Origin of the sequence: Bradyrhizobium genosp. SA-3 (genome assembly GCF_004212635.1) — a bacterium.
In the GTDB taxonomy this organism is placed as follows: Bacteria; Pseudomonadota; Alphaproteobacteria; order Rhizobiales; family Xanthobacteraceae; genus Bradyrhizobium.
The window spans coordinates 20,869-36,577 of sequence record NZ_PSRT01000083.1 but is presented as its reverse complement, the minus strand read 5'-3'; the positions used below and the strand labels follow the sequence as shown (position 1 = coordinate 36,577).

The 15,709-nt window shown below is 62.1% G+C and carries 20 protein-coding genes and 1 pseudogene; 10 read left to right on the top strand and 11 right to left on the bottom strand.

The features are described from left to right. The 3 genes and pseudogenes from CWO91_RS26585 to CWO91_RS26575 form a co-directional block, all read left to right on the top strand. A pseudogene (locus CWO91_RS26585) lies at window positions 1–360 on the top strand (hypothetical protein); the annotation flags it as partial. Window positions 361–468: 108 nt separating this feature from the next. After that, complete coding sequence (locus CWO91_RS26580) at window positions 469–1,065, top strand: TetR/AcrR family transcriptional regulator (protein WP_130217699.1); 597 nt, start codon at window positions 469–471, stop codon at window positions 1,063–1,065. 11 nt (window positions 1,066–1,076) lie between these two features. Beyond that, window positions 1,077–1,544, top strand: a complete 468-nt coding sequence (locus tag CWO91_RS26575; RefSeq protein WP_130217697.1) for a PaaI family thioesterase — start codon at window positions 1,077–1,079, stop codon at window positions 1,542–1,544. 124 nt (window positions 1,545–1,668) lie between these two features. Here CWO91_RS26575 and rplI read toward each other — a convergent pair whose 3' ends face one another. Both rplI and CWO91_RS26565 read right to left on the bottom strand, forming a co-directional pair. Beyond that, a complete protein-coding gene (gene rplI, locus CWO91_RS26570) occupies window positions 1,669–2,268 on the bottom strand; it encodes a 50S ribosomal protein L9 (RefSeq protein WP_128934279.1) in 600 nt (199 codons plus the stop codon). A 48-nt stretch (window positions 2,269–2,316) separates the two neighbouring features. Beyond that, the gene (locus CWO91_RS26565) at window positions 2,317–3,297 is read right to left on the bottom strand and encodes a DUF2232 domain-containing protein (protein WP_130217695.1); all 981 of its coding nucleotides are present in this window, start codon (window positions 3,295–3,297) and stop codon (window positions 2,317–2,319) included. A gap of 672 nt (window positions 3,298–3,969) precedes the next feature. Between CWO91_RS26565 and CWO91_RS26560 the strand changes: the two genes are divergently transcribed. After that, window positions 3,970–4,422 (top strand): hypothetical protein, encoded by a 453-nt coding sequence (locus CWO91_RS26560; protein ID WP_130217693.1) that lies wholly within the window; start codon window positions 3,970–3,972, stop codon window positions 4,420–4,422. Between the two features lie 23 nt (window positions 4,423–4,445). Here the strand turns inward: CWO91_RS26560 and CWO91_RS26555 are convergent, their stop codons facing one another. The 4 genes from CWO91_RS26555 to CWO91_RS26540 all read right to left on the bottom strand — a co-directional run bounded on the left by CWO91_RS26555 (window position 4,446) and on the right by CWO91_RS26540 (window position 10,190). Continuing rightward, on the bottom strand, window positions 4,446–5,633 hold the full coding sequence (locus tag CWO91_RS26555; protein WP_130217691.1) for a tyrosine-type recombinase/integrase: 1,188 nt from the start codon (window positions 5,631–5,633) through the stop codon (window positions 4,446–4,448). A 376-nt stretch (window positions 5,634–6,009) separates the two neighbouring features. After that, window positions 6,010–6,462 (bottom strand): hypothetical protein, encoded by a 453-nt coding sequence (locus tag CWO91_RS26550; protein WP_130217689.1) that lies wholly within the window; start codon window positions 6,460–6,462, stop codon window positions 6,010–6,012. After that, entirely contained in the window at window positions 6,462–6,722 is a 261-nt protein-coding gene (locus CWO91_RS26545) for a hypothetical protein (protein ID WP_130217687.1), read from the bottom strand. Before CWO91_RS26545 ends, CWO91_RS26550 begins: the two co-directional genes overlap by 1 nt. 189 nt (window positions 6,723–6,911) lie before the next feature. After that, window positions 6,912–10,190: a phage tail tape measure protein gene (locus tag CWO91_RS26540; protein WP_130217685.1), complete on the bottom strand. Its 3,279-nt coding sequence runs from the start codon at window positions 10,188–10,190 to the stop codon at window positions 6,912–6,914. A gap of 177 nt (window positions 10,191–10,367) precedes the next feature. On the opposite strand from CWO91_RS26540, the gene CWO91_RS43260 reads away from it, so the two are divergent. Further along, a complete protein-coding gene (locus CWO91_RS43260; RefSeq protein ID WP_165405718.1) occupies window positions 10,368–10,508 on the top strand; it encodes a hypothetical protein in 141 nt (46 codons plus the stop codon). A 247-nt stretch (window positions 10,509–10,755) separates the two neighbouring features. After that, the gene (locus CWO91_RS26535) at window positions 10,756–11,310 is read left to right on the top strand and encodes a recombinase family protein (RefSeq protein ID WP_130217683.1); all 555 of its coding nucleotides are present in this window, start codon (window positions 10,756–10,758) and stop codon (window positions 11,308–11,310) included. 4 nt (window positions 11,311–11,314) lie between these two features. On the opposite strand, the gene CWO91_RS26530 is transcribed toward CWO91_RS26535, so the two are convergent. The 3 genes from CWO91_RS26530 to CWO91_RS26520 all read right to left on the bottom strand — a co-directional run bounded on the left by CWO91_RS26530 (window position 11,315) and on the right by CWO91_RS26520 (window position 12,547). Continuing rightward, window positions 11,315–11,599, bottom strand: a complete 285-nt coding sequence (locus CWO91_RS26530; RefSeq protein WP_130217681.1) for a hypothetical protein — start codon at window positions 11,597–11,599, stop codon at window positions 11,315–11,317. Between the two features lie 361 nt (window positions 11,600–11,960). Then, window positions 11,961–12,362, bottom strand: a complete 402-nt coding sequence (locus tag CWO91_RS26525; RefSeq protein ID WP_130217679.1) for a hypothetical protein — start codon at window positions 12,360–12,362, stop codon at window positions 11,961–11,963. Further along, a complete protein-coding gene (locus tag CWO91_RS26520) occupies window positions 12,362–12,547 on the bottom strand; it encodes a hypothetical protein (protein WP_130217677.1) in 186 nt (61 codons plus the stop codon). Before CWO91_RS26520 ends, CWO91_RS26525 begins: the two co-directional genes overlap by 1 nt. 253 nt (window positions 12,548–12,800) lie before the next feature. On the opposite strand from CWO91_RS26520, the gene CWO91_RS26515 reads away from it, so the two are divergent. Then, window positions 12,801–13,028 carry a hypothetical protein gene (locus CWO91_RS26515; protein WP_130217675.1) on the top strand — a complete coding sequence of 76 codons (228 nt, stop codon included), beginning with the start codon at window positions 12,801–12,803 and terminating at the stop codon, window positions 13,026–13,028. Between the two features lie 204 nt (window positions 13,029–13,232). On the opposite strand, the gene CWO91_RS26510 is transcribed toward CWO91_RS26515, so the two are convergent. Together CWO91_RS26510 and CWO91_RS26505 are read right to left on the bottom strand one after the other, a co-directional pair. Further along, on the bottom strand, window positions 13,233–14,240 hold the full coding sequence (locus tag CWO91_RS26510) for a hypothetical protein (protein WP_130217673.1): 1,008 nt from the start codon (window positions 14,238–14,240) through the stop codon (window positions 13,233–13,235). Between the two features lie 68 nt (window positions 14,241–14,308). Next, window positions 14,309–14,497: a hypothetical protein gene (locus tag CWO91_RS26505; RefSeq protein ID WP_130217671.1), complete on the bottom strand. Its 189-nt coding sequence runs from the start codon at window positions 14,495–14,497 to the stop codon at window positions 14,309–14,311. Window positions 14,498–14,691: 194 nt separating this feature from the next. Between CWO91_RS26505 and CWO91_RS26500 the strand changes: the two genes are divergently transcribed. The 3 genes from CWO91_RS26500 (at window position 14,692) to CWO91_RS43250 (ending at window position 15,615) form a co-directional block, all read left to right on the top strand. After that, window positions 14,692–15,057, top strand: coding sequence for a hypothetical protein (locus CWO91_RS26500; protein ID WP_130217669.1), 366 nt, complete (start codon window positions 14,692–14,694; stop codon window positions 15,055–15,057). Window positions 15,058–15,153: 96 nt separating this feature from the next. Next, window positions 15,154–15,306, top strand: a complete 153-nt coding sequence (locus CWO91_RS43255) for a hypothetical protein (protein ID WP_165405717.1) — start codon at window positions 15,154–15,156, stop codon at window positions 15,304–15,306. A gap of 72 nt (window positions 15,307–15,378) precedes the next feature. Further along, complete coding sequence (locus tag CWO91_RS43250; RefSeq protein ID WP_165405716.1) at window positions 15,379–15,615, top strand: hypothetical protein; 237 nt, start codon at window positions 15,379–15,381, stop codon at window positions 15,613–15,615. Window positions 15,616–15,709 lie beyond the last annotated feature (94 nt).

Sequence of the window (15,709 nt, the reverse complement as noted above, 5' to 3'; positions counted from 1 at the left end):
GCCAAGGTCGAGCCCGGTCGTGACGAGGCCAAGCCCGACACCGGCAAGGCATCCGAGAATCCCGCCGAGGCCAAGCCCGATAGCGCGAAGGTTGAGCCCCGCGGCAGCGAAGCTCCGGCGCTGCGCCCCGATCCGGTCCCGCAGGTGACGCCGTCTGCACCAGCCGCCGTGAAGCCGGCCGAGCCGGCCGCGCCCAAGCCGGCGGAAGAGGCCGCTCCCAAGCCAGCCGCGCCTGCCGCCAATTCCGAACCGGCACCCGCGGCCAAACCGCAGGAATCGGCGACGCCCGCGACAGCTGCAGCCCCGCCCGCAGCGCCAGCCGAGTCCTCTGGCCCGCCGGCGCCACCGATCTCGCGCTAGGCCGATCCACTTTTTCCGATCGACAGTGCGGAGGCCGCGCATCGCGCCTCCGCGCCGTCTTGACCGCTTCTAGAGCGGCGCTCTAGAGTAATACTCTGGAGGGTCTCGATGACGGCGAGCATGCGTGATGACCTGTTGGAGGCGGGACTAATCGTGTTCGACCGCGTCGGCTTCGAGGCTGCGACGGTGGCCGCGATCCGCACCCGGGCGCGCGCCTCCAATGGCAGCTTCTTTCATGCCTTCGGATCGAAGAAGGAGCTCGCCGGCGCGCTGTTCCTGGAGGTGCTGCGGCACTATCACGCCGCGGTGCTGGCCGCGCTCGATCCCGTGCCCGATGCGGAGCAGGGTATCGATCGCCTGATCCGGGCGCATCTCGACTGGGTCGTCACCAGCCGGCGCGAGGCGCGCTATCTCTTCGAGATCTCGCGCAGCGAATGGGGCGAGGACGTGCGCGACGGCCAGCGCGCGCAGAACGCGCGCCTTGTCGAAGGCATCGAGCGCTGGCGTGCGCCGCTGGTCGCGCGCGGCGAGCTGCTGCCGATGACGCCGGTGATGTTCGTCAGCCAGCTGATCGGCCCGGCCCAGATCTTCTGCCGCGCCTTTCTGTCGGGACGCGAACGCGCCGATCCGCGCATTGAGGCCGACACGCTGATCGCCTGCGCCATCCGTGCGCTACGGCCACTCGATCGCATCGACAAACAATAGGGAGAGACAGCATGCGAGCCGAAGCGGATCCCGAATTCGCAGCCGTTGCCGAGCGCATCCACGCCAATGTCGGCCAGCAGGGTTTTATGAATCTGGTCGGCGCCGAGCTGTCCGAATTGTCGCGCGGCACCTGCACCATCGCCGTAGAGCGCCGGCCGGAACTGCTTCAGCAGCACGGCTTTTTCCATGGCGGCGTGACCGCCTTCCTGGTCGACAACGCCACGACGATCGCTGCCGCCACCTCGCGCGGCCAGCCGGCGCTAACGGCGGAATACAAGCTCAATTTGTTGTCGCCCGCGGTCGGCGAGAAGCTGATCTGCCGGGCAAGAGTGATCAAGCCGGGCCGTCAGGTTGCCGTGGTCGCGGCCGACGTGTTCTGCGTCAGCGATGGCGTCGAGAAGCATACGGCAACCGCGCTCGCCTCGATCGCGATGCTCAGCGAGGACGTCGCCGCCAAAACGAAAAGCCCGGCCGCCTGAAGCGACCGGGCTGATCCATTCTCTGTTGTCGTTGCCGGGCCTGACCCGGAAATCCATCTTCTTGAGCAAACTCTCTTGATGGATGCGCGGGTCAAGCCCGCGCATGACGAGCTGTACGTGCTGCTTACTTCTCTTCCGCAGCCGGCGCCGGCTCGACCTCCTCGTGCTGGGCTTCCGGATCGAAGAACTCGCCGGCCGCAGCGATCGCCTCGGCGGCCGCGTCGCGGTCCTCGTTGCGGGTCGAGATGTCCTCGCCGCGGTTGATGCGCTCGGCTTCGTCCTGGCTGCGCGCGACCGTCACGGTGATCTCGACCTCGACCTCGGGGTGAACGGCAACCGTGACCGTGTGCTTGCCGATGGTCTTGATCGGCGCGTCGAGCTGCACCTGCGGACGGTCGAGGTGGACGCCGTCGGTCTCGAACGCGGCGACGAGGTCGCGCACCGTGACCGAACCGAACAGCTGGCCGGCTTCGGAGGCCTGGCGGATCACGATGATGTTCTTGCCCTCGATCTTCTCGGCGACCTTGGACGCCTCGCCCTTGGCCTGGAGGTTGCGAGCCTCGAGCTCGGCCTTCATGCCGTCATACTTGGCACGGTTGTCGGTGGTGGCGCGCAGCGCCTTACCGCGCTTGAGCAGGAAATTGCGGGCATAGCCGTCGCGAACCTTCACGACTTCACCCATCTGGCCGAGCTTGTTGACGCGTTCCAGCAAAATGACTTCCATATTCGTTCTCCTTTGAAGTGGTCTGAGTTTCAGTTTTCGGGGTTGGACTTAAGGTGTTGGCAGCGGCGGCGGCTGCCGGCTGCGCAGGAAGCGCTCGCGGAAGCCGAACACGGCATCCGCAAGGCCGAGGATCACCATCGCGATCACGGGCCATCCGAACACGACGACGACGGCGTAGGTCGAGCCGAGCCAGAAGGTGCGGCTCTTCAGCGTCAGCGTCAGCGTATGCAGCACGGCGAAACCGGTCAGCGCATAGCCCATCATCAGCGCGGCCGTGGTGATCTGCGCGACGATCGCGAGTAGTCCGCCGGTGAAGCAGAAGGCGAGCGCGATGCAGAGCGCCACGAGCGTCATCGGCGGCAGCTCGGCCGTCTTCATGTCCGGCCAGGGACGACGCAGCCGGCCCGAGGTCGCCGTCACCTTGGCGCTGAGCCAGAGGTTGAGAGTCAGCGTCATCATCGCGACGATGGTGGCGGCGGCCGGTGCGATGCGCACCAGCGCGTCGACGAACTGGCTGGCTTCGCCCGAGGTTTGCGGGTCGGTGGTGCGCAGAAGACGCATCAGGCCCCGCCGCAGCGTGCCGGTGATGGTCTCGGCGTCGGTGCCGAGCGTGAGCAGGGCGGCGATCGTGGTCAGCGCGGCAAAACCTGCGATCCAGAGCAGGATGCGGCCGACCGGATACCACTCGATCTCGAGTTCGGCCGGCGGCTCGGCGGCGGAGGCGTCTGGCCCGACGCTTCCGATCTGCCGGCCGAGCAGGACGAGGTGGCCGAGCCACCAGGCCGGCAATGCGACGGTGACGGCGAAGGCGATGCAATAGGGCAGGCCGAACAGGGCGCCGAGGCCGATTGCGGCGGCAATGCCACCGAGGCTCGCGCACAGCGGCCCCCAGCCGATCGCGGCGACCATCAGCGGCAGCGGTGCGAGATAGAACAGGACGAGCGAGATCAGCGCGCCCGAAATGATCGAGGCGAACATCAGGGCCGACGCGGCGCCGGCAATCAGGGCTATCAGTCCAAAGGCCATCATCAGCTGTCCCGCTCCCTTCGAGCGGTTAGAGCGAGACCAGCGAAATCGCTAGTGTTATCAGAGGCTTATGGCTTTCGGTTTGTGCTCTGTAGCAGAAACCGTAGCAGAAACCTCAGCTCGCCCAACTCCAAAACGATTACGGCTCCCCTAGGGAGCCGCAAACCAATGCCGGTCTTCTATCCATTTTGACCCCCATGTTCAACGCCCAATTCAGTGGGCGGCATCAAAGGCTCTGTGAGCCCGAGGTGGTGGTGGCTCGTCCAAAATGTCGCATATCTATCGAGTGCTCGTTGCAATAGCATCGTGTCACTCCAGACACGCACGGGTGACGCCATGAAAATGAGCATGTTGCTTGTGGTCAGCTTTCTCTTCGCCCCCGCGGTTCCAGCGGTTGCACAACAGGGCATGCGGGAGAGAGCCCAAGAGGGCGCCGGGTCCACTCGACCAAGCTGCAACTACTGCACGCGGGAATCCAGTTCGCAGAAGGCCCAGTGCGCCCGTTACACTAACCCAAATGAGAAGGCCAACTGTGAGACCCGAGCGTTCGACTGGGGATCCTCCTGTATGAGGAGCTGCAAGTAGGGGTTCGTAATGGTTACACGGTCTATGGTCGCCGTGCTTCTCGCGGTAGGACTTCAGGTCCCTGCCACAGCTGTTCAGGCTCAGCCGAGCTTGGAATTTCTCAAGTCTGACAAGCCTCATTTGGGGACCCCACGCACCCCATCTCCAGTGCCAACGCCGGCTCCGCAGAACCAGACCACAAGCACGGGCGCCGCAGGCATTGTCAGACTGGTCTGTAAGGGCATCACAGCGGTGAAAGCCTGGGGGAATGGGTATTCGGAAAATAGTGCCAATAATTTCGAAGCTGTTGTTGAGATAGATTTTAACGCCCGCACTCTAAAGCGAGACGGTTTAACCTACAAAGATGTGGAAATCAGCGAGACGGAGGTTTCGGCCGAGATCAAGTCCTCTCGCTATCGGGATCCTGAGGGGATCGAACGGATTAAAGTGAATCGAATAACGGGCGGCTATTCGGGCTATTGGACTAACACTGCTGTTCCAGGAACCACTGCGTTCTTTAGTCGTGAAGCAAAATGCGTCCCGGCGCCAGAAAAGCTCTTCTGAGGGGCTTGCCGGGAACGCACTCTTCAACGCCCAATCTGATGGGCGGCCACTAGCAGGTCGTCGAAGGTTCCCGGCATGACGTGGCGATAGGTCTTGCGGATGGTCGCCACGGAGACGCCGCAGTAGAGGCTGACCTTCTCGATATCGACCCCCTGATCCAGGTACCAGGTGATGGCCGTGTGGCGCAGGGTGTGGCGGAGGATCTTCTGTTGCTTGTCCTCGGTCGCCAGACCGGCCCGCTCGACCACGCCCTCCCAGCCCTCCCTGATCGTCACGACGGGCTTGCCGTTGAACTCGATAACGGCGCGCTGTGAGATGCCTAGCCGCTGCCAGCGCCGCATATGGGCTAGCAGCCGGGGCGGGATGGGGACCGTGGGTTGCCGCTTGGAGGTCTCTTTCTTGTCGTCGGGCTTCCGCCTGAAGATGCCCTTATCCAGGTCGACGTAGCCGCGCCCGATCGTCGGAATGGTCGCGGCCCCGCAGATGTCCCCGTTGCGGGATCCGGTGTAGAGGCCGACCAAGATGTACCGGGCGATGTGCCGCGAGGTGTGACGCCCCTTGCTCCCTGGCAGCTTCGTTTCCTTCCGTCCCCGCCACGCTGCCCAGAGCAGCTTGGCAGCCTCAGAGCGGGTCAGCCACCGGATACGGGACTCCGGAGCGTCGGGCAGGACCGGGCTGAACTGGGTGACGACGCCGCCAACCTTGTGCTTGAAGTACCGGTTGATGGCAGCGGCAAGAAACTTCAGATCGCGATAGGCCGCAACCGGCGCATGCTCTCCGGTGTCCACATTGGTCCGGACACCTTCAACCATCTTGAAGACGTGGCGCGTCCGCTCAGCCGCATAGCGTTCCTGAAGCTCACCGTTCAGGTCGCCGACGACACGATGGCCGAACCAATTGCCCATGTTCTGGCAGACGGCGATGAGTTCTTTCTTCCGGTGGCTGTCCAGGGTCGGCTTCGCAGCAATTCGGGTCATCTCGACGGCGAGGATGTCGGCTATCTTGACCTCATTTGGACTACCTGACCGGATTGCCTTGGCCGGGTCGTGCTTGGCGATGATGTACTCTGCAAGCTTCGCCTCAGCCTGTTGGCGGTCGCGTTCATCGCATCGAGTGCTGATGTTTTTTGCCCCGTCTCGGATGATCCATTTTGGGGTACGGCCTTCTCCGGTTTGAAGCTCAAGTCGGGGGCCTTTGCTACGACGCGGCATGATGCGCGGAACTCCTCAATTGCATTCAACGTGACGAAGTATTTTCCAGCAAAAAACTCATGGGTGATCTTGCCTGAGACCACGAGTCGCCTCAATGCCGAGACTGACATCGACCCGTCGGGAAAAGCGAGCCGCGCGGCTACGTCCAGCCGGAGGGGGGTGGTCGCGGTGATGATACCGACATCAGAGTTTATGGTGGTCATTTGCCGTAAGCCAACTTGGAATGGGGTACTGGTTATGAGGGCGCTCTTCCGCGGCTGTCTGCGGACGAAGCAAAAACGCCCCCGGCTGGTTTGGCCGAGGGCGTTGTGAGAGTTGGAAAAAACAGCTCCTCTCGATGGGGGCTGCTCCCTCAACGAAAATCTTTCGCTACCGGTCAGGCCACAGGATCTCGACCCGAATCTAACGCGTCGAAACACGGCTGGTGTTTGACCGTAAAGTCTCCATCATCCCATTCCTTTTTGTTCGGTGGGACCGCGATGAAGTAGCCAGCCTCGACCAGCCGCCTCAGCGCAGTCCGGACCTTGGTCACGCTGAAGCCCGTCCGAATACTCATCTGGTGCTTCGAGAGGCGGGCGTGGCCGTACCCGGGATCGAACGCGGTAAGCAGCACCTTCGCGACGATGCGGTCGGACTCTTTCATCGCGGGATCATTCGTGATGACCTGCATCAGCGCGAGCGGCGGGCCGGCCAGAGAACCGAAGATGCCGGTCCCGACTAGTCGGCGTAGGTTCTCCGCTGCGGCGTCGGCGAAAGCCGCGGCCTCTCCATCGTCGATCTTCGAGAGCAATCGGAGGAGATTCCAGATTTCGTGTTCCGTCGGATGCATCAGCGAGCACCGACGACTGCGTCGAGATCAACCTCGTTATGGTCGAGCATCCACGACCATGGCGACGCGGTCGCGCCGGCGAGCGCCGACCACAGTCCATCGATCGCATTGTAAATTCGCCGCAGGTCCGCAGAGAACATCTTGAAGCAGTTCGGGTCGCTCGGGTCGAGCGCGACGTAGCGGCCATCATCGTGAGTGGCGATTAGGTAATTTCGGTAGGCAATTCGCATTGGTAGCCCCTTGGTGATGAGATCAAGCAACTTGATCCGCTTGCACCTGATACGTTTTTGAACGCGTCATCAAGCCATTGTTTTTGTTTGCATATTTGCATTTGCTTGAATTCGATCAAAGCGCGTATAAGAACGCGATGCAATCAATGGGTTAGACCCCGATTTGCATTTTTCCCGTAGTATCCCGGACCCGTAGGTCCGGGATCGTTGGTGTAGGCGTTAGGTGTATTCCGACGCGGTGTCGTGCGTGCGCCAGTTCATGCTCTCGTCGATCCGGCGCTGCACCAGCGTGGCCAGTGCTTCCGGATCGTGCGAACCGCCATGGATGTTTATCGCCACGTTGCCCGGGACAGAGCGCGCGTCTCCAGCACCCGGTCCAGGCCTCACGGCTGACGGAGGCGGCACGTTCTTGATGACGTCGGTCGGACTCGGAACGTTTGCGATCGGCGCGTCGCCGCTGCCAGCGATGCCCTGCTCGATGAGATGGCGGTAATTCATCGACTTGCTTCTGCCGCCGGGACCAACCCAATCTGTGAATTCGTTTCCGTCCTTCGGACTGATCTTGAAACCGGGGATGCCGGTTCGCCGAGACCCGTTGGGATCGGTAGGCAAGCCCTGGTCGGTATAGCCGCCGATGACATGGCTGCCGGCAAGGGCTCGGTTGGTTAAGGCGTCGTACTTCGCGAACTCCTTCGGGTTGTTCTGCAACCTTCGGATCGCTCCGTAGATTTCACCGCGACGGATCGGGCCGTAGAAGCTGTCTGGTTTGCCCTTCAGGTATCCCTTGGTGCCGAGATGTCGAACGCCGTTGGCATCCATGCCGATCATCTGGCGGAGCGTCTTGCCCTCCATGTCGGCGCGGTTCATCAGGCTCTCCATAGTTCCGCCTCCGCTGGCTCCCTCGGTGACCTGTATGGCCGCGAGATGCATTCGGAGAGTTGGATCGTTCTTGATCTCCTCATCGAACTTGGCGCGGCGAGCGGCAAGGTATCTGTTGCCGCTGAGACCCTGACCCGTCGTCGTGTCAATCGAGCCGCCCATGGACGGAACCTTGTCGGCGCCCGTGATAGCGTCAATACGTCCGCGACTGGTCCTCATGATGCTGCCGCTGCGGCCGACGCCGAAGTCGGGCAGGGCCGCGCCCGGAGTGCTCTTCATGAGAGCGGGGACGCCGTTGATGTAGCTGCGCCCGCCAAGTCCACCGGATCCGGGACCGCCGCTCGCTCCACCGATAGATGCGTACTGCAAACCACCGGGACCGCTGTTGAGGAACGCGGCGCGCTCGACCTTGCCCGTGAACCTGTTCAGGTCGTCTGACAGGTCACTGGTGCGGCGCATGCCTGAGAAGTCGGTCGAGCCGGTGTAGCTGCTCTTGTGGTAGAGCCCGTTCCGGTGTGCCTTCTGACGCTCGCGCCATTCGCTCGTCGACTCTCCGGGCCGCTTCACATTGGCATCGGGAACGCCATCATTCTGATGACGCACGGCCAACGCACTCAAAAGCGCGACGACGGCAGGCAGGCCGGCGATGTATGCGAGAGCATTGCCGAACCCGGTGAGGCCGATGGTAACGGCACTTAGGACGGTCAGCACGGGCGAGAGAGCCGCCAGAGCCACAGTCAGCCCGGTCAGTTGCGCGACCAGATTACCCATCTCCCTGGCATCGGCCGGATTTTTGCCAGCGAGGAACCCGAGCGCTGAAAAGGCGGCCTTGAGCCCACTGGCAAATTCACGAATGCCTTCCGCGAAGCCCTTGCCGAACTCTCGCCACTTCGCGATGGTCCCGGCATCGAAATTGTCAGCTACGGATTTGACCACCTCCCCCCAGTTCTTCAAACCGAGGCCCTCGCGAGCGCCATCGATCAGCGCAGCGAAGTGATCCCTGATCGAGTCGAAGTTGAAGCTGTCCGCTAAGTCGATGATGCTATCGGAAACCTGATTGAACCAGGTCTCGAGTCCGGCGCCGACCTTCTCCCAGACCAAGCCAAGTGCGGCGCTGATCGAGGCCCATCGACCCTGCATCGATCTGATTTTCTGAAGTGCCGTTCGATCCAGGAAGCCCGGCTTGTTCTCGATATCCTTCAGCACGTCCCGTAACTTGTCGCGACCTAATACAACTGTAAGTAGTTCATCCATCCACTCTCGTCCGGCGATCTGCTTTGCGACCTTCGTCCGCAGTCGCTCCGGCATCTTCGCGAGGTTGTCGAGGATCTGTTGGATCGCCTCCATCGGCCGCTCACGCATGGTCTTGGCCATGCCACTGCGGCCACCGAAACCAAGGGCATTCGCAGCGGCGTTCAGGTCGCCGGCCTGTTGGCCTCTGGCGGAATCCGCGCCAGCGATTTGCGAAGTGAGGAACGACACGAAGGTTCCGGCCTTGAACGGTTGGATGCCGAGCGAAATTCCGGTGGAGTCGATCGCGGCCAATTGCTCTGGCGTCATCCGGGTTGTCGCGAGTGCGGACAGGCTCCGGCGCATGGCCTCGATGATCTCGTTTCCATCGGCAGCGGTGGCGTTGTTCGCGACCGCGACCGCATTCAAGATTTTGCTGAAGCGGCCGGTGTCCCACGGCATCTGAGTCGACAGACGACCGAGCAGCTTGCCGACTACCTCCGGGTTGACGTCGAGCCCGGCCTGCGCCTTCAGAGCCAACTCAGCGAACTGGCCAGCGAATTGCTTGGCGACTCCGGCCTTCAGCCCTTCAACCGCCGTGTCGATGACCTTGGTGCTGCCGACGCCATACTTGATGCCGGCCCTGTCCGCGAAGTCTTTGCGGAGCGTCAGCATTTCTCGCTCGGTGAGGTCGCCGAACATCTGCGCTCTTACTTCAGCAGCCTGAGTCTGGGCGCGGCGGCGGATAGCAGACGCAATACCAGCTCCCGTGATGGCCGCACCGGCTGCAATGGTGCGGATGTTTGGCGCGGGCAGGCGGCCGACTCCACCGCCATATGACCGGCCGGAGCTGGTCCGACGTTCCACGACAGCGCGGCGTTCGATCTGGCGTTGGTAGTTGGACTCGAGACGTTCAAGGCTGGAGTAGGTTCGCCTTGCGTCACTCAGACGCTGAGCGTTCGCCTTGGCCCAGTCGGTCGAATAGCTACGGGCGGCCGACCTGCTGAGGTTGGCCATACCTCGCACCTGGTCCGTTGCCGCTTTCGCAGCACGGTTGAAACCGTCGAGCGATGACATGCCGTAGCGGCCCATACCGGACAGCTGGATGTTGACACGCTTCGCGGTGTCTTCGAACTTTTGGAGGTTGCCGAGCACGCGCTTTAGGACGGGCGAAAGTTCATCGATTCCGGTGAGGCGCGCTCTGAGGTCGAGGTTGTTGTCGGACATGTGTTCCTTGTGGGTGTTGATATTGGTGAGGCAGCGCAGGGAAACGGCCCTTTTGAAAATTGCGCTGGAAAAACGGTTTGGAATGTGCCCGTCAGATTTTTTGACGGGGTACGGTCGAAAGTCTGTCTTTTGAAAAATCCGAAGTGTGGGGGCCTGACTCAAGTGGGCGCCTATGCCGCACAAAAAGTCGCGCCTTCGCCTCCCGCGCTCGCGAGCGCTGGGAAACCTTCGCTGCCTGTGCAGGAGGGTGAAGACGGTGCAGGTGTGACGCTGCCCCTGCCAACCTGCTTCATTGAGTTAGATCAACGTGGCTGGGTCGTTCATCGCTGACGTTGAAGCATGGGACGCCAACCTCAGCCACTCCAGACCAAGGCCCTGCCGAAGACCGAGCCCCCGCCCTCGGAAGAGGTGTTGCGGACTCTCGAAGAGTACGCGGAGGACTTGCGGGCGATCATCAGGAAGCTCCGCCGCCTGAACTAGGCACCAGTGGCCGGGAGCCTTCGACCGAGCGTCGTGCATCTGTGACCGTGGCACCTCGACACCCCGCTGTGCCACGGCCAGCGCGGAGAGCGGCAGCACAGGGACAGGGGACAGGACCACCGCGCGGTCGGGACCAAGCGGGTCCGTACTTTCAAAAAGTGTACCTTGTGAAAGTTTTTCTTGACCCCTGAAAACCAAGGCCTTACGACTTTCAAAAGTCAGACTTTCAAAAATAAGGTTTCAGACCATGAAATACGGATACGCTCGCGTCTCGTCGAATACCCAAGACCACGAGTCTCAGGTCGAGGCCTTGAAGGCCGCCGGTTGCGAGCGGGTCTTTGCGGAGAAGCAATCGGGCAAGTCCGTAACCGGCCGCCGCGAGTTCGAACGGCTCTTGAAGTCCATCGGAGCCGGTGATGTGATCGTGGTGACCAAACTCGACCGGCTCGCCCGTTCCAGTCGAGACCTGCACAACATTCTCCACACCCTGCAAGAGAAGGGCGCAGGCCTCGTCTCGCTGGGTGAATCCTGGTGCGATACCACGACCGATGTCGGCCGGCTGATGCTGACGATCATGGGCGGCATCGCGGAGTTTGAGCGCGGGCTGATCCGGTCGCGGTGCGAAGCTGGCATTGAGCGGGCCAAGGCCAAGGGCACCACGTTCGGCCGCCCTAAGGCCCTCGATGCAGGCCAGCGCCGCAAGATCGCAGAGCGCTACGCGAACGGAGAGACCATGGCGGAACTGGCTCGCGAATATGAGGTATCGGAGCCGACTGTCTGGCGTGTCCTCAAGGCCGCCTGATCGATCAGCGGAACGCCTTGCAATAGGCGCCGCTGGAGAAGGTGCCGGACGGGCAGGGCGCGCCCTTGATCTTCGGGTAGGCCCGGGGCGTGTCCTGGTGCAGCGCCTCGCACTTGTCACCCAGGCCAACGAAGCCGGTAGGACAAACGCCTGTGCGCTGGATGCGCTCCCGGCCGTCACGGGTGGGTGTTGCATACGGGCTCTCAGCAGCAGCCGATGTAGCAAATGCAAGGGCGGGGAGCGCGCCAGCGAAGGCCAACGCGAACGCGAGTCCGGCGAGTTGTCTCATGTCGTCGCGCTCCCCTGTGGACGGCGGTCTCTGGAGACAAATCCTAACCGCCGAACAAGCCATGTTAGGCAGCCGCAGACGCTGCCGCTTGCAACTCGGCCAACTTCGCGTCGATGTCGGTCTGCTCCGCCAGTGCTGCTTCAAGTTCGGCCCTGAGCCCGTAAAGATCAACCGACTCTAGCCGGTCCCGCGCCATTTCGACTCGTTGGTCAATCTCAGACTTTCGTCTGCGGAGATTGAACAAGTTCAAGGCCACGCCACGGGCGGCCCTGACACCGTCGTCGACTTGATACTGCTCCCCCTTCAGCCGTGCGGCCGTCTGGCGAGCGTAAATTCCTGGTCGTCTCATTTTATTCTGTCCTTACTTCAGTTGGGCAGCGCGCTGCCGCTCTTCCATGTGCTGACGGGTGACGCCGCTGTATCGAGCGAGATCTGCATCGGTGATACGGGCCTGCTTCCGGCTCGCTGCGACCTCAGCCATCATGGCCGCGGTCAGGTTGCCGACTGGTCGATCATTCGTCCCGTCGTCCTGCTGGGTGAAGAGTCGCTTGCTCTCAGCGTTTGCGAAGAGCGCTCGCAGCTCATCGATCAGTGGCTTACCGTCGTGCGAGACGACGCCGTGTCCGAGCACGAGGCCGGTCGAGAACCGTGCAGAGAGTGCGTCAACGCCTTCCGGAGTAAGTGAGGGCAGGCCGTGTTCCCGAAGGAGTCCCTTGAGGACGACGGCGGCGTTTGCCTGTCCCTGGACCGAGATGACGCTCATCACGCCGCCTCACGTCGAAGGGCGGCGATCAGAGCGCGCCGGCACCAGCTTGAGCGATTGGGTGCGGACGGGTCGTCGGCCTGTGCGGCCCGGTCGATATGTTCGATCAGGACTGCCGGCAGCAACATCGTGACGTGCTTCATCGGGCTCGTTACAAGTTCATGGGTGTCGAATTTCGGTTTCATTGGAGTCCAAAATGCAAAAAGCCCGCGTGCGGCGAGGCAGCGGGCGGGGTGGAGGACGGGTCGTGTGGCTGGCTAGTGGATCAACGAACGAGCATGTTCGTTCATGTAATGTTCTGGCATCGTGAGCTAATGTCTGCCCTAATCTCCCTCTAGCGTCAAGAGCAAAACTCCAAAATTATGGAATGTCTGCTATGCAAAAATGCTCCCTTTTTAGAGCTGCGCAGGTTCTGGCCGACCGACCATATCGGGTCCCATGACAAACGCTTCAGACGCTCCTCCGCCCGGCTGGCTCTTCAAGGTCGAGAACCACGAAGGCGACCCCTTTGCTCGTTACATCGCTGCGCGCATCGCCGACGTTGATGAGGCCACGGAGGCGGTCAGAGAGGTGGTGGAAGAGAAGATCGTCACCCCGGACCGAAATCTGAACAAGGTGGAGGTCGAGGGTATGCAGCCGGGCGAGGTTCGTCCCTACAACGTATGACCCGGCGTTGGCTGTCGTTCGATCTGATGGCCATCTTGCCGCTAGGGTTCCTGACGTGACGGGTTGGCAACGCTCTAAGAGGCGCTGCCGGGACCGCTGAGTGTGTTTACTGATCGGCGCTTCTCGTGCCTCTCTATCAAATCAAACGCCTGTGCGGCGCTCCGGCGGCGGCCGGCGAGTGTGATTGGATCGAGGCGCGCGCTGTCAGATGGCAGTGCGCTTCTGTGATTTTAGCCGAAGCTCCGAAAGCTTCTGGTTATCCTTCCACGGTTCGTCGTCCATCCACGTCACCGGGTTCTTGCAGAAACCGGTGTTCAGAATCCCATCGCGAACGAGTTCTTTGCCATGCCTCCGTGCAGCGACGATGATGGGGTTCATCGGGACACCGGCCCTGGCGAGCGAGATGAGTTTCAACTCCGCTGCCTTCACGTTCTTGCGGACCGGAAAGGCTTTCCAGAATTGGTCCTTCCAATCGTCCGGCCAGTTGCAATCGGCTGGCTCAAACATGCTGTTCTCGTTTCCGGCTTTCGGCTTGGTCCCAGACTCAACATCCGAAGCAACGGCCGGTCCACGCTCGCCGGAGGCGGGCGGAGCCTGGGTGGTGTTTTTGGGCGGGGTCTCTGGGTGGGGTAAGTGGGAAGAGTTGGGGGCGGTGACCTGCTTATTCTCGACAGGTGACCGCCCCCCGTCCGACAGGTGACCGGATTCGTCCGACAGGTGACCGCCCTCTGACTGCTGCACCGCCTCGCGGTTGCCTACTGCGAACGCGCCCCAAGACCTCGGCCGATAGAGATTGAAATCGTCGTGGCCGTCCGCGGTCTTGCGGTTCTCTATGGTCAGGGCAGCTTTGCATGGGACGAGCTTTCTCTCGCCGTTCTTGGAGCGCGTCTCACGCTCGCCATCCTTCAGTTCTTTCAGGATACGCCGCGCGGCTCGCTCGTCCTTAGCGATGTCCTTCGCGAGAGTCTCCGGCGTCGGGTAGGCGCTTCCCCAAAGGGACTCGTCAGTTCCTTCCTTGCCTTCGTTCAGGCGATCGACAATGCAAACGAGCGCGCGGAATTGCGCGTCCGAGATGTCGGGGTCGCGTGCGAATGCCCTGATCTGCTGTAGCTTGCGGCCGGCGGTGATCTTAATCTCGACGCCTTCGGGCGTCTTGATGACACGGGTATTGTCGTTGGCGGGTTTGTTGTTTTTTTCGGTCTTCTGTGGCATGCTGATCTTGCTGTTTTACTGATCCAACCCCGTAGCGTTGCGAGCGCTGCGGGGTTTTACTTTGCGTGCTAGGCGGCGGCTGCCGAGACCGTGCAGGTCGGTCGGCCCGTGAGGCGCGGACCGCGATACAGGTCATCGAGGGCGAGCCGGATCAAATCACTACGGCTGAGACGGAGAGAGGCGCGGGCGTCGTCGAGTTGACGGGCTTCGGCGGCGGTCATGCGTAGGTGGATTTGCGGGCGAGCATTGTCGTTCAAGGAAGGGCTCCAAGGGCGGGGAGAAATAGAACAAAGAGAGTACATAAACATCGTGGCGAAAATAAGATTGCAAGGAAAAAATGAACCACCTCTCGCTTTGTAGGCCGTCCCGTCGTCCTGCCGGGGCGCGCGCATCAGGGGCCCTAAACTGGCAGGCCACTCCTGGGCTTCCCTGGCCGTTTACACTGGAGGGGGTGGCCATCGAAAAAGACCCCACCCCGTTTTGGGGCCCCATTCCGCGCCGCCGCCTGCAAAAGGCCAATTGTGGCGAGCGCTCCGCGCTGATAGTGCAAACCTCGATCGCCCGGTTGGCGATGGGGGTGACGATGCGAACGCTGGCGTGGATCTCGACGGCCTTGCTCCTGGCCGCGTGTGGCGGCGGACATGGCAGATACGAGCCGCCTGTGGTCGACAGCTACGGCAAGAAGCCAGAGCAGCTCGCCAAGGACCAGCACGAGTGCATCGAGGCCAAGCGCGCCCACGGCTTCGTCGGCGACGCCGGCATGATCACCAGCTGCATGGAGCAGCGCGGCTACACGGTCCTGACCCCAAAAGGCTGATAGCCGGCGAGGGCTTCGCCCTGGGGAGAGTCCCAATTGCGCCGGAGGGCCATTGCCACGTAGAGGATGGATGGCTGATGAAGAGGGGGGCTTGAGATGCTTTACGTGGTACTTGCGATATTGGCGGTGGTTTTGGTGATGGCCCTGATCAAGGGCAGCTTGCTTTTCCTGTTCAAGACGAAGCTCGGATGGCTGATCATCCTCGTGCTGCTGTATGCCGCACTCATGCCGCCTGTGGTTCCTCATTGAGGCATGGCCGGAGGCCGATTGTAGCGAGCGCTCCGCGCTGATAGTGCAAATCCCCCGCCGCCGAGGATCCCCATGCGCCTGATCGCCCCGCTCGCCCTGCTGCTGCTCGCCGGCTGCGCGGCCCGCACGGCCTATGTCGAGCCGCCCGTGGTGGACATGGCCGGCGTCGACCAGAACCGCTACAACACCGACCTGTCGGCCTGCCAACAGGAGAAGATCGCGGCGACCGCCACGACGGTCTGGACCGGCTACATGGTCGGCGAGTGCATGGAGCGGAAGGGCTACCGCGTCCTGCAGCACAAGAGCTGATTGGCCGATCTCCTGGCCGATCTTTTTGCCGCATGGCCGGCGAGGGCTTCGCCCTTTGAAAACCAGGTCAGCCGCGCCGCGGGCCGCCGCCGAT

Excerpts from the sequence above, each read along its gene's own strand:
- CWO91_RS26580 (WP_130217699.1), top strand. The coding sequence starts at position 469 with ATGACGGCGAGCATGCGTGATGACCTGTTGGAGGCGGGACTAATCGTG.
- CWO91_RS26575 (WP_130217697.1), top strand. The coding sequence starts at position 1,077 with ATGCGAGCCGAAGCGGATCCCGAATTCGCAGCCGTTGCCGAGCGCATC.
- rplI (WP_128934279.1), bottom strand. The coding sequence starts at position 2,268 with ATGGAAGTCATTTTGCTGGAACGCGTCAACAAGCTCGGCCAGATGGGT.
- CWO91_RS26565 (WP_130217695.1), bottom strand. The coding sequence starts at position 3,297 with ATGATGGCCTTTGGACTGATAGCCCTGATTGCCGGCGCCGCGTCGGCC.
- CWO91_RS26555 (WP_130217691.1), bottom strand. The coding sequence starts at position 5,633 with ATGCCGCGTCGTAGCAAAGGCCCCCGACTTGAGCTTCAAACCGGAGAA.
- CWO91_RS26550 (WP_130217689.1), bottom strand. The coding sequence starts at position 6,462 with ATGCATCCGACGGAACACGAAATCTGGAATCTCCTCCGATTGCTCTCG.
- CWO91_RS43260 (WP_165405718.1), top strand. The coding sequence starts at position 10,368 with ATGGGACGCCAACCTCAGCCACTCCAGACCAAGGCCCTGCCGAAGACC.
- CWO91_RS26535 (WP_130217683.1), top strand. The coding sequence starts at position 10,756 with ATGAAATACGGATACGCTCGCGTCTCGTCGAATACCCAAGACCACGAG.
- CWO91_RS26530 (WP_130217681.1), bottom strand. The coding sequence starts at position 11,599 with ATGAGACAACTCGCCGGACTCGCGTTCGCGTTGGCCTTCGCTGGCGCG.
- CWO91_RS26525 (WP_130217679.1), bottom strand. The coding sequence starts at position 12,362 with ATGAGCGTCATCTCGGTCCAGGGACAGGCAAACGCCGCCGTCGTCCTC.
- CWO91_RS26520 (WP_130217677.1), bottom strand. The coding sequence starts at position 12,547 with ATGAAACCGAAATTCGACACCCATGAACTTGTAACGAGCCCGATGAAG.
- CWO91_RS26515 (WP_130217675.1), top strand. The coding sequence starts at position 12,801 with ATGACAAACGCTTCAGACGCTCCTCCGCCCGGCTGGCTCTTCAAGGTC.
- CWO91_RS26510 (WP_130217673.1), bottom strand. The coding sequence starts at position 14,240 with ATGCCACAGAAGACCGAAAAAAACAACAAACCCGCCAACGACAATACC.
- CWO91_RS43255 (WP_165405717.1), top strand. The coding sequence starts at position 15,154 with ATGCTTTACGTGGTACTTGCGATATTGGCGGTGGTTTTGGTGATGGCC.
- CWO91_RS43250 (WP_165405716.1), top strand. The coding sequence starts at position 15,379 with ATGCGCCTGATCGCCCCGCTCGCCCTGCTGCTGCTCGCCGGCTGCGCG.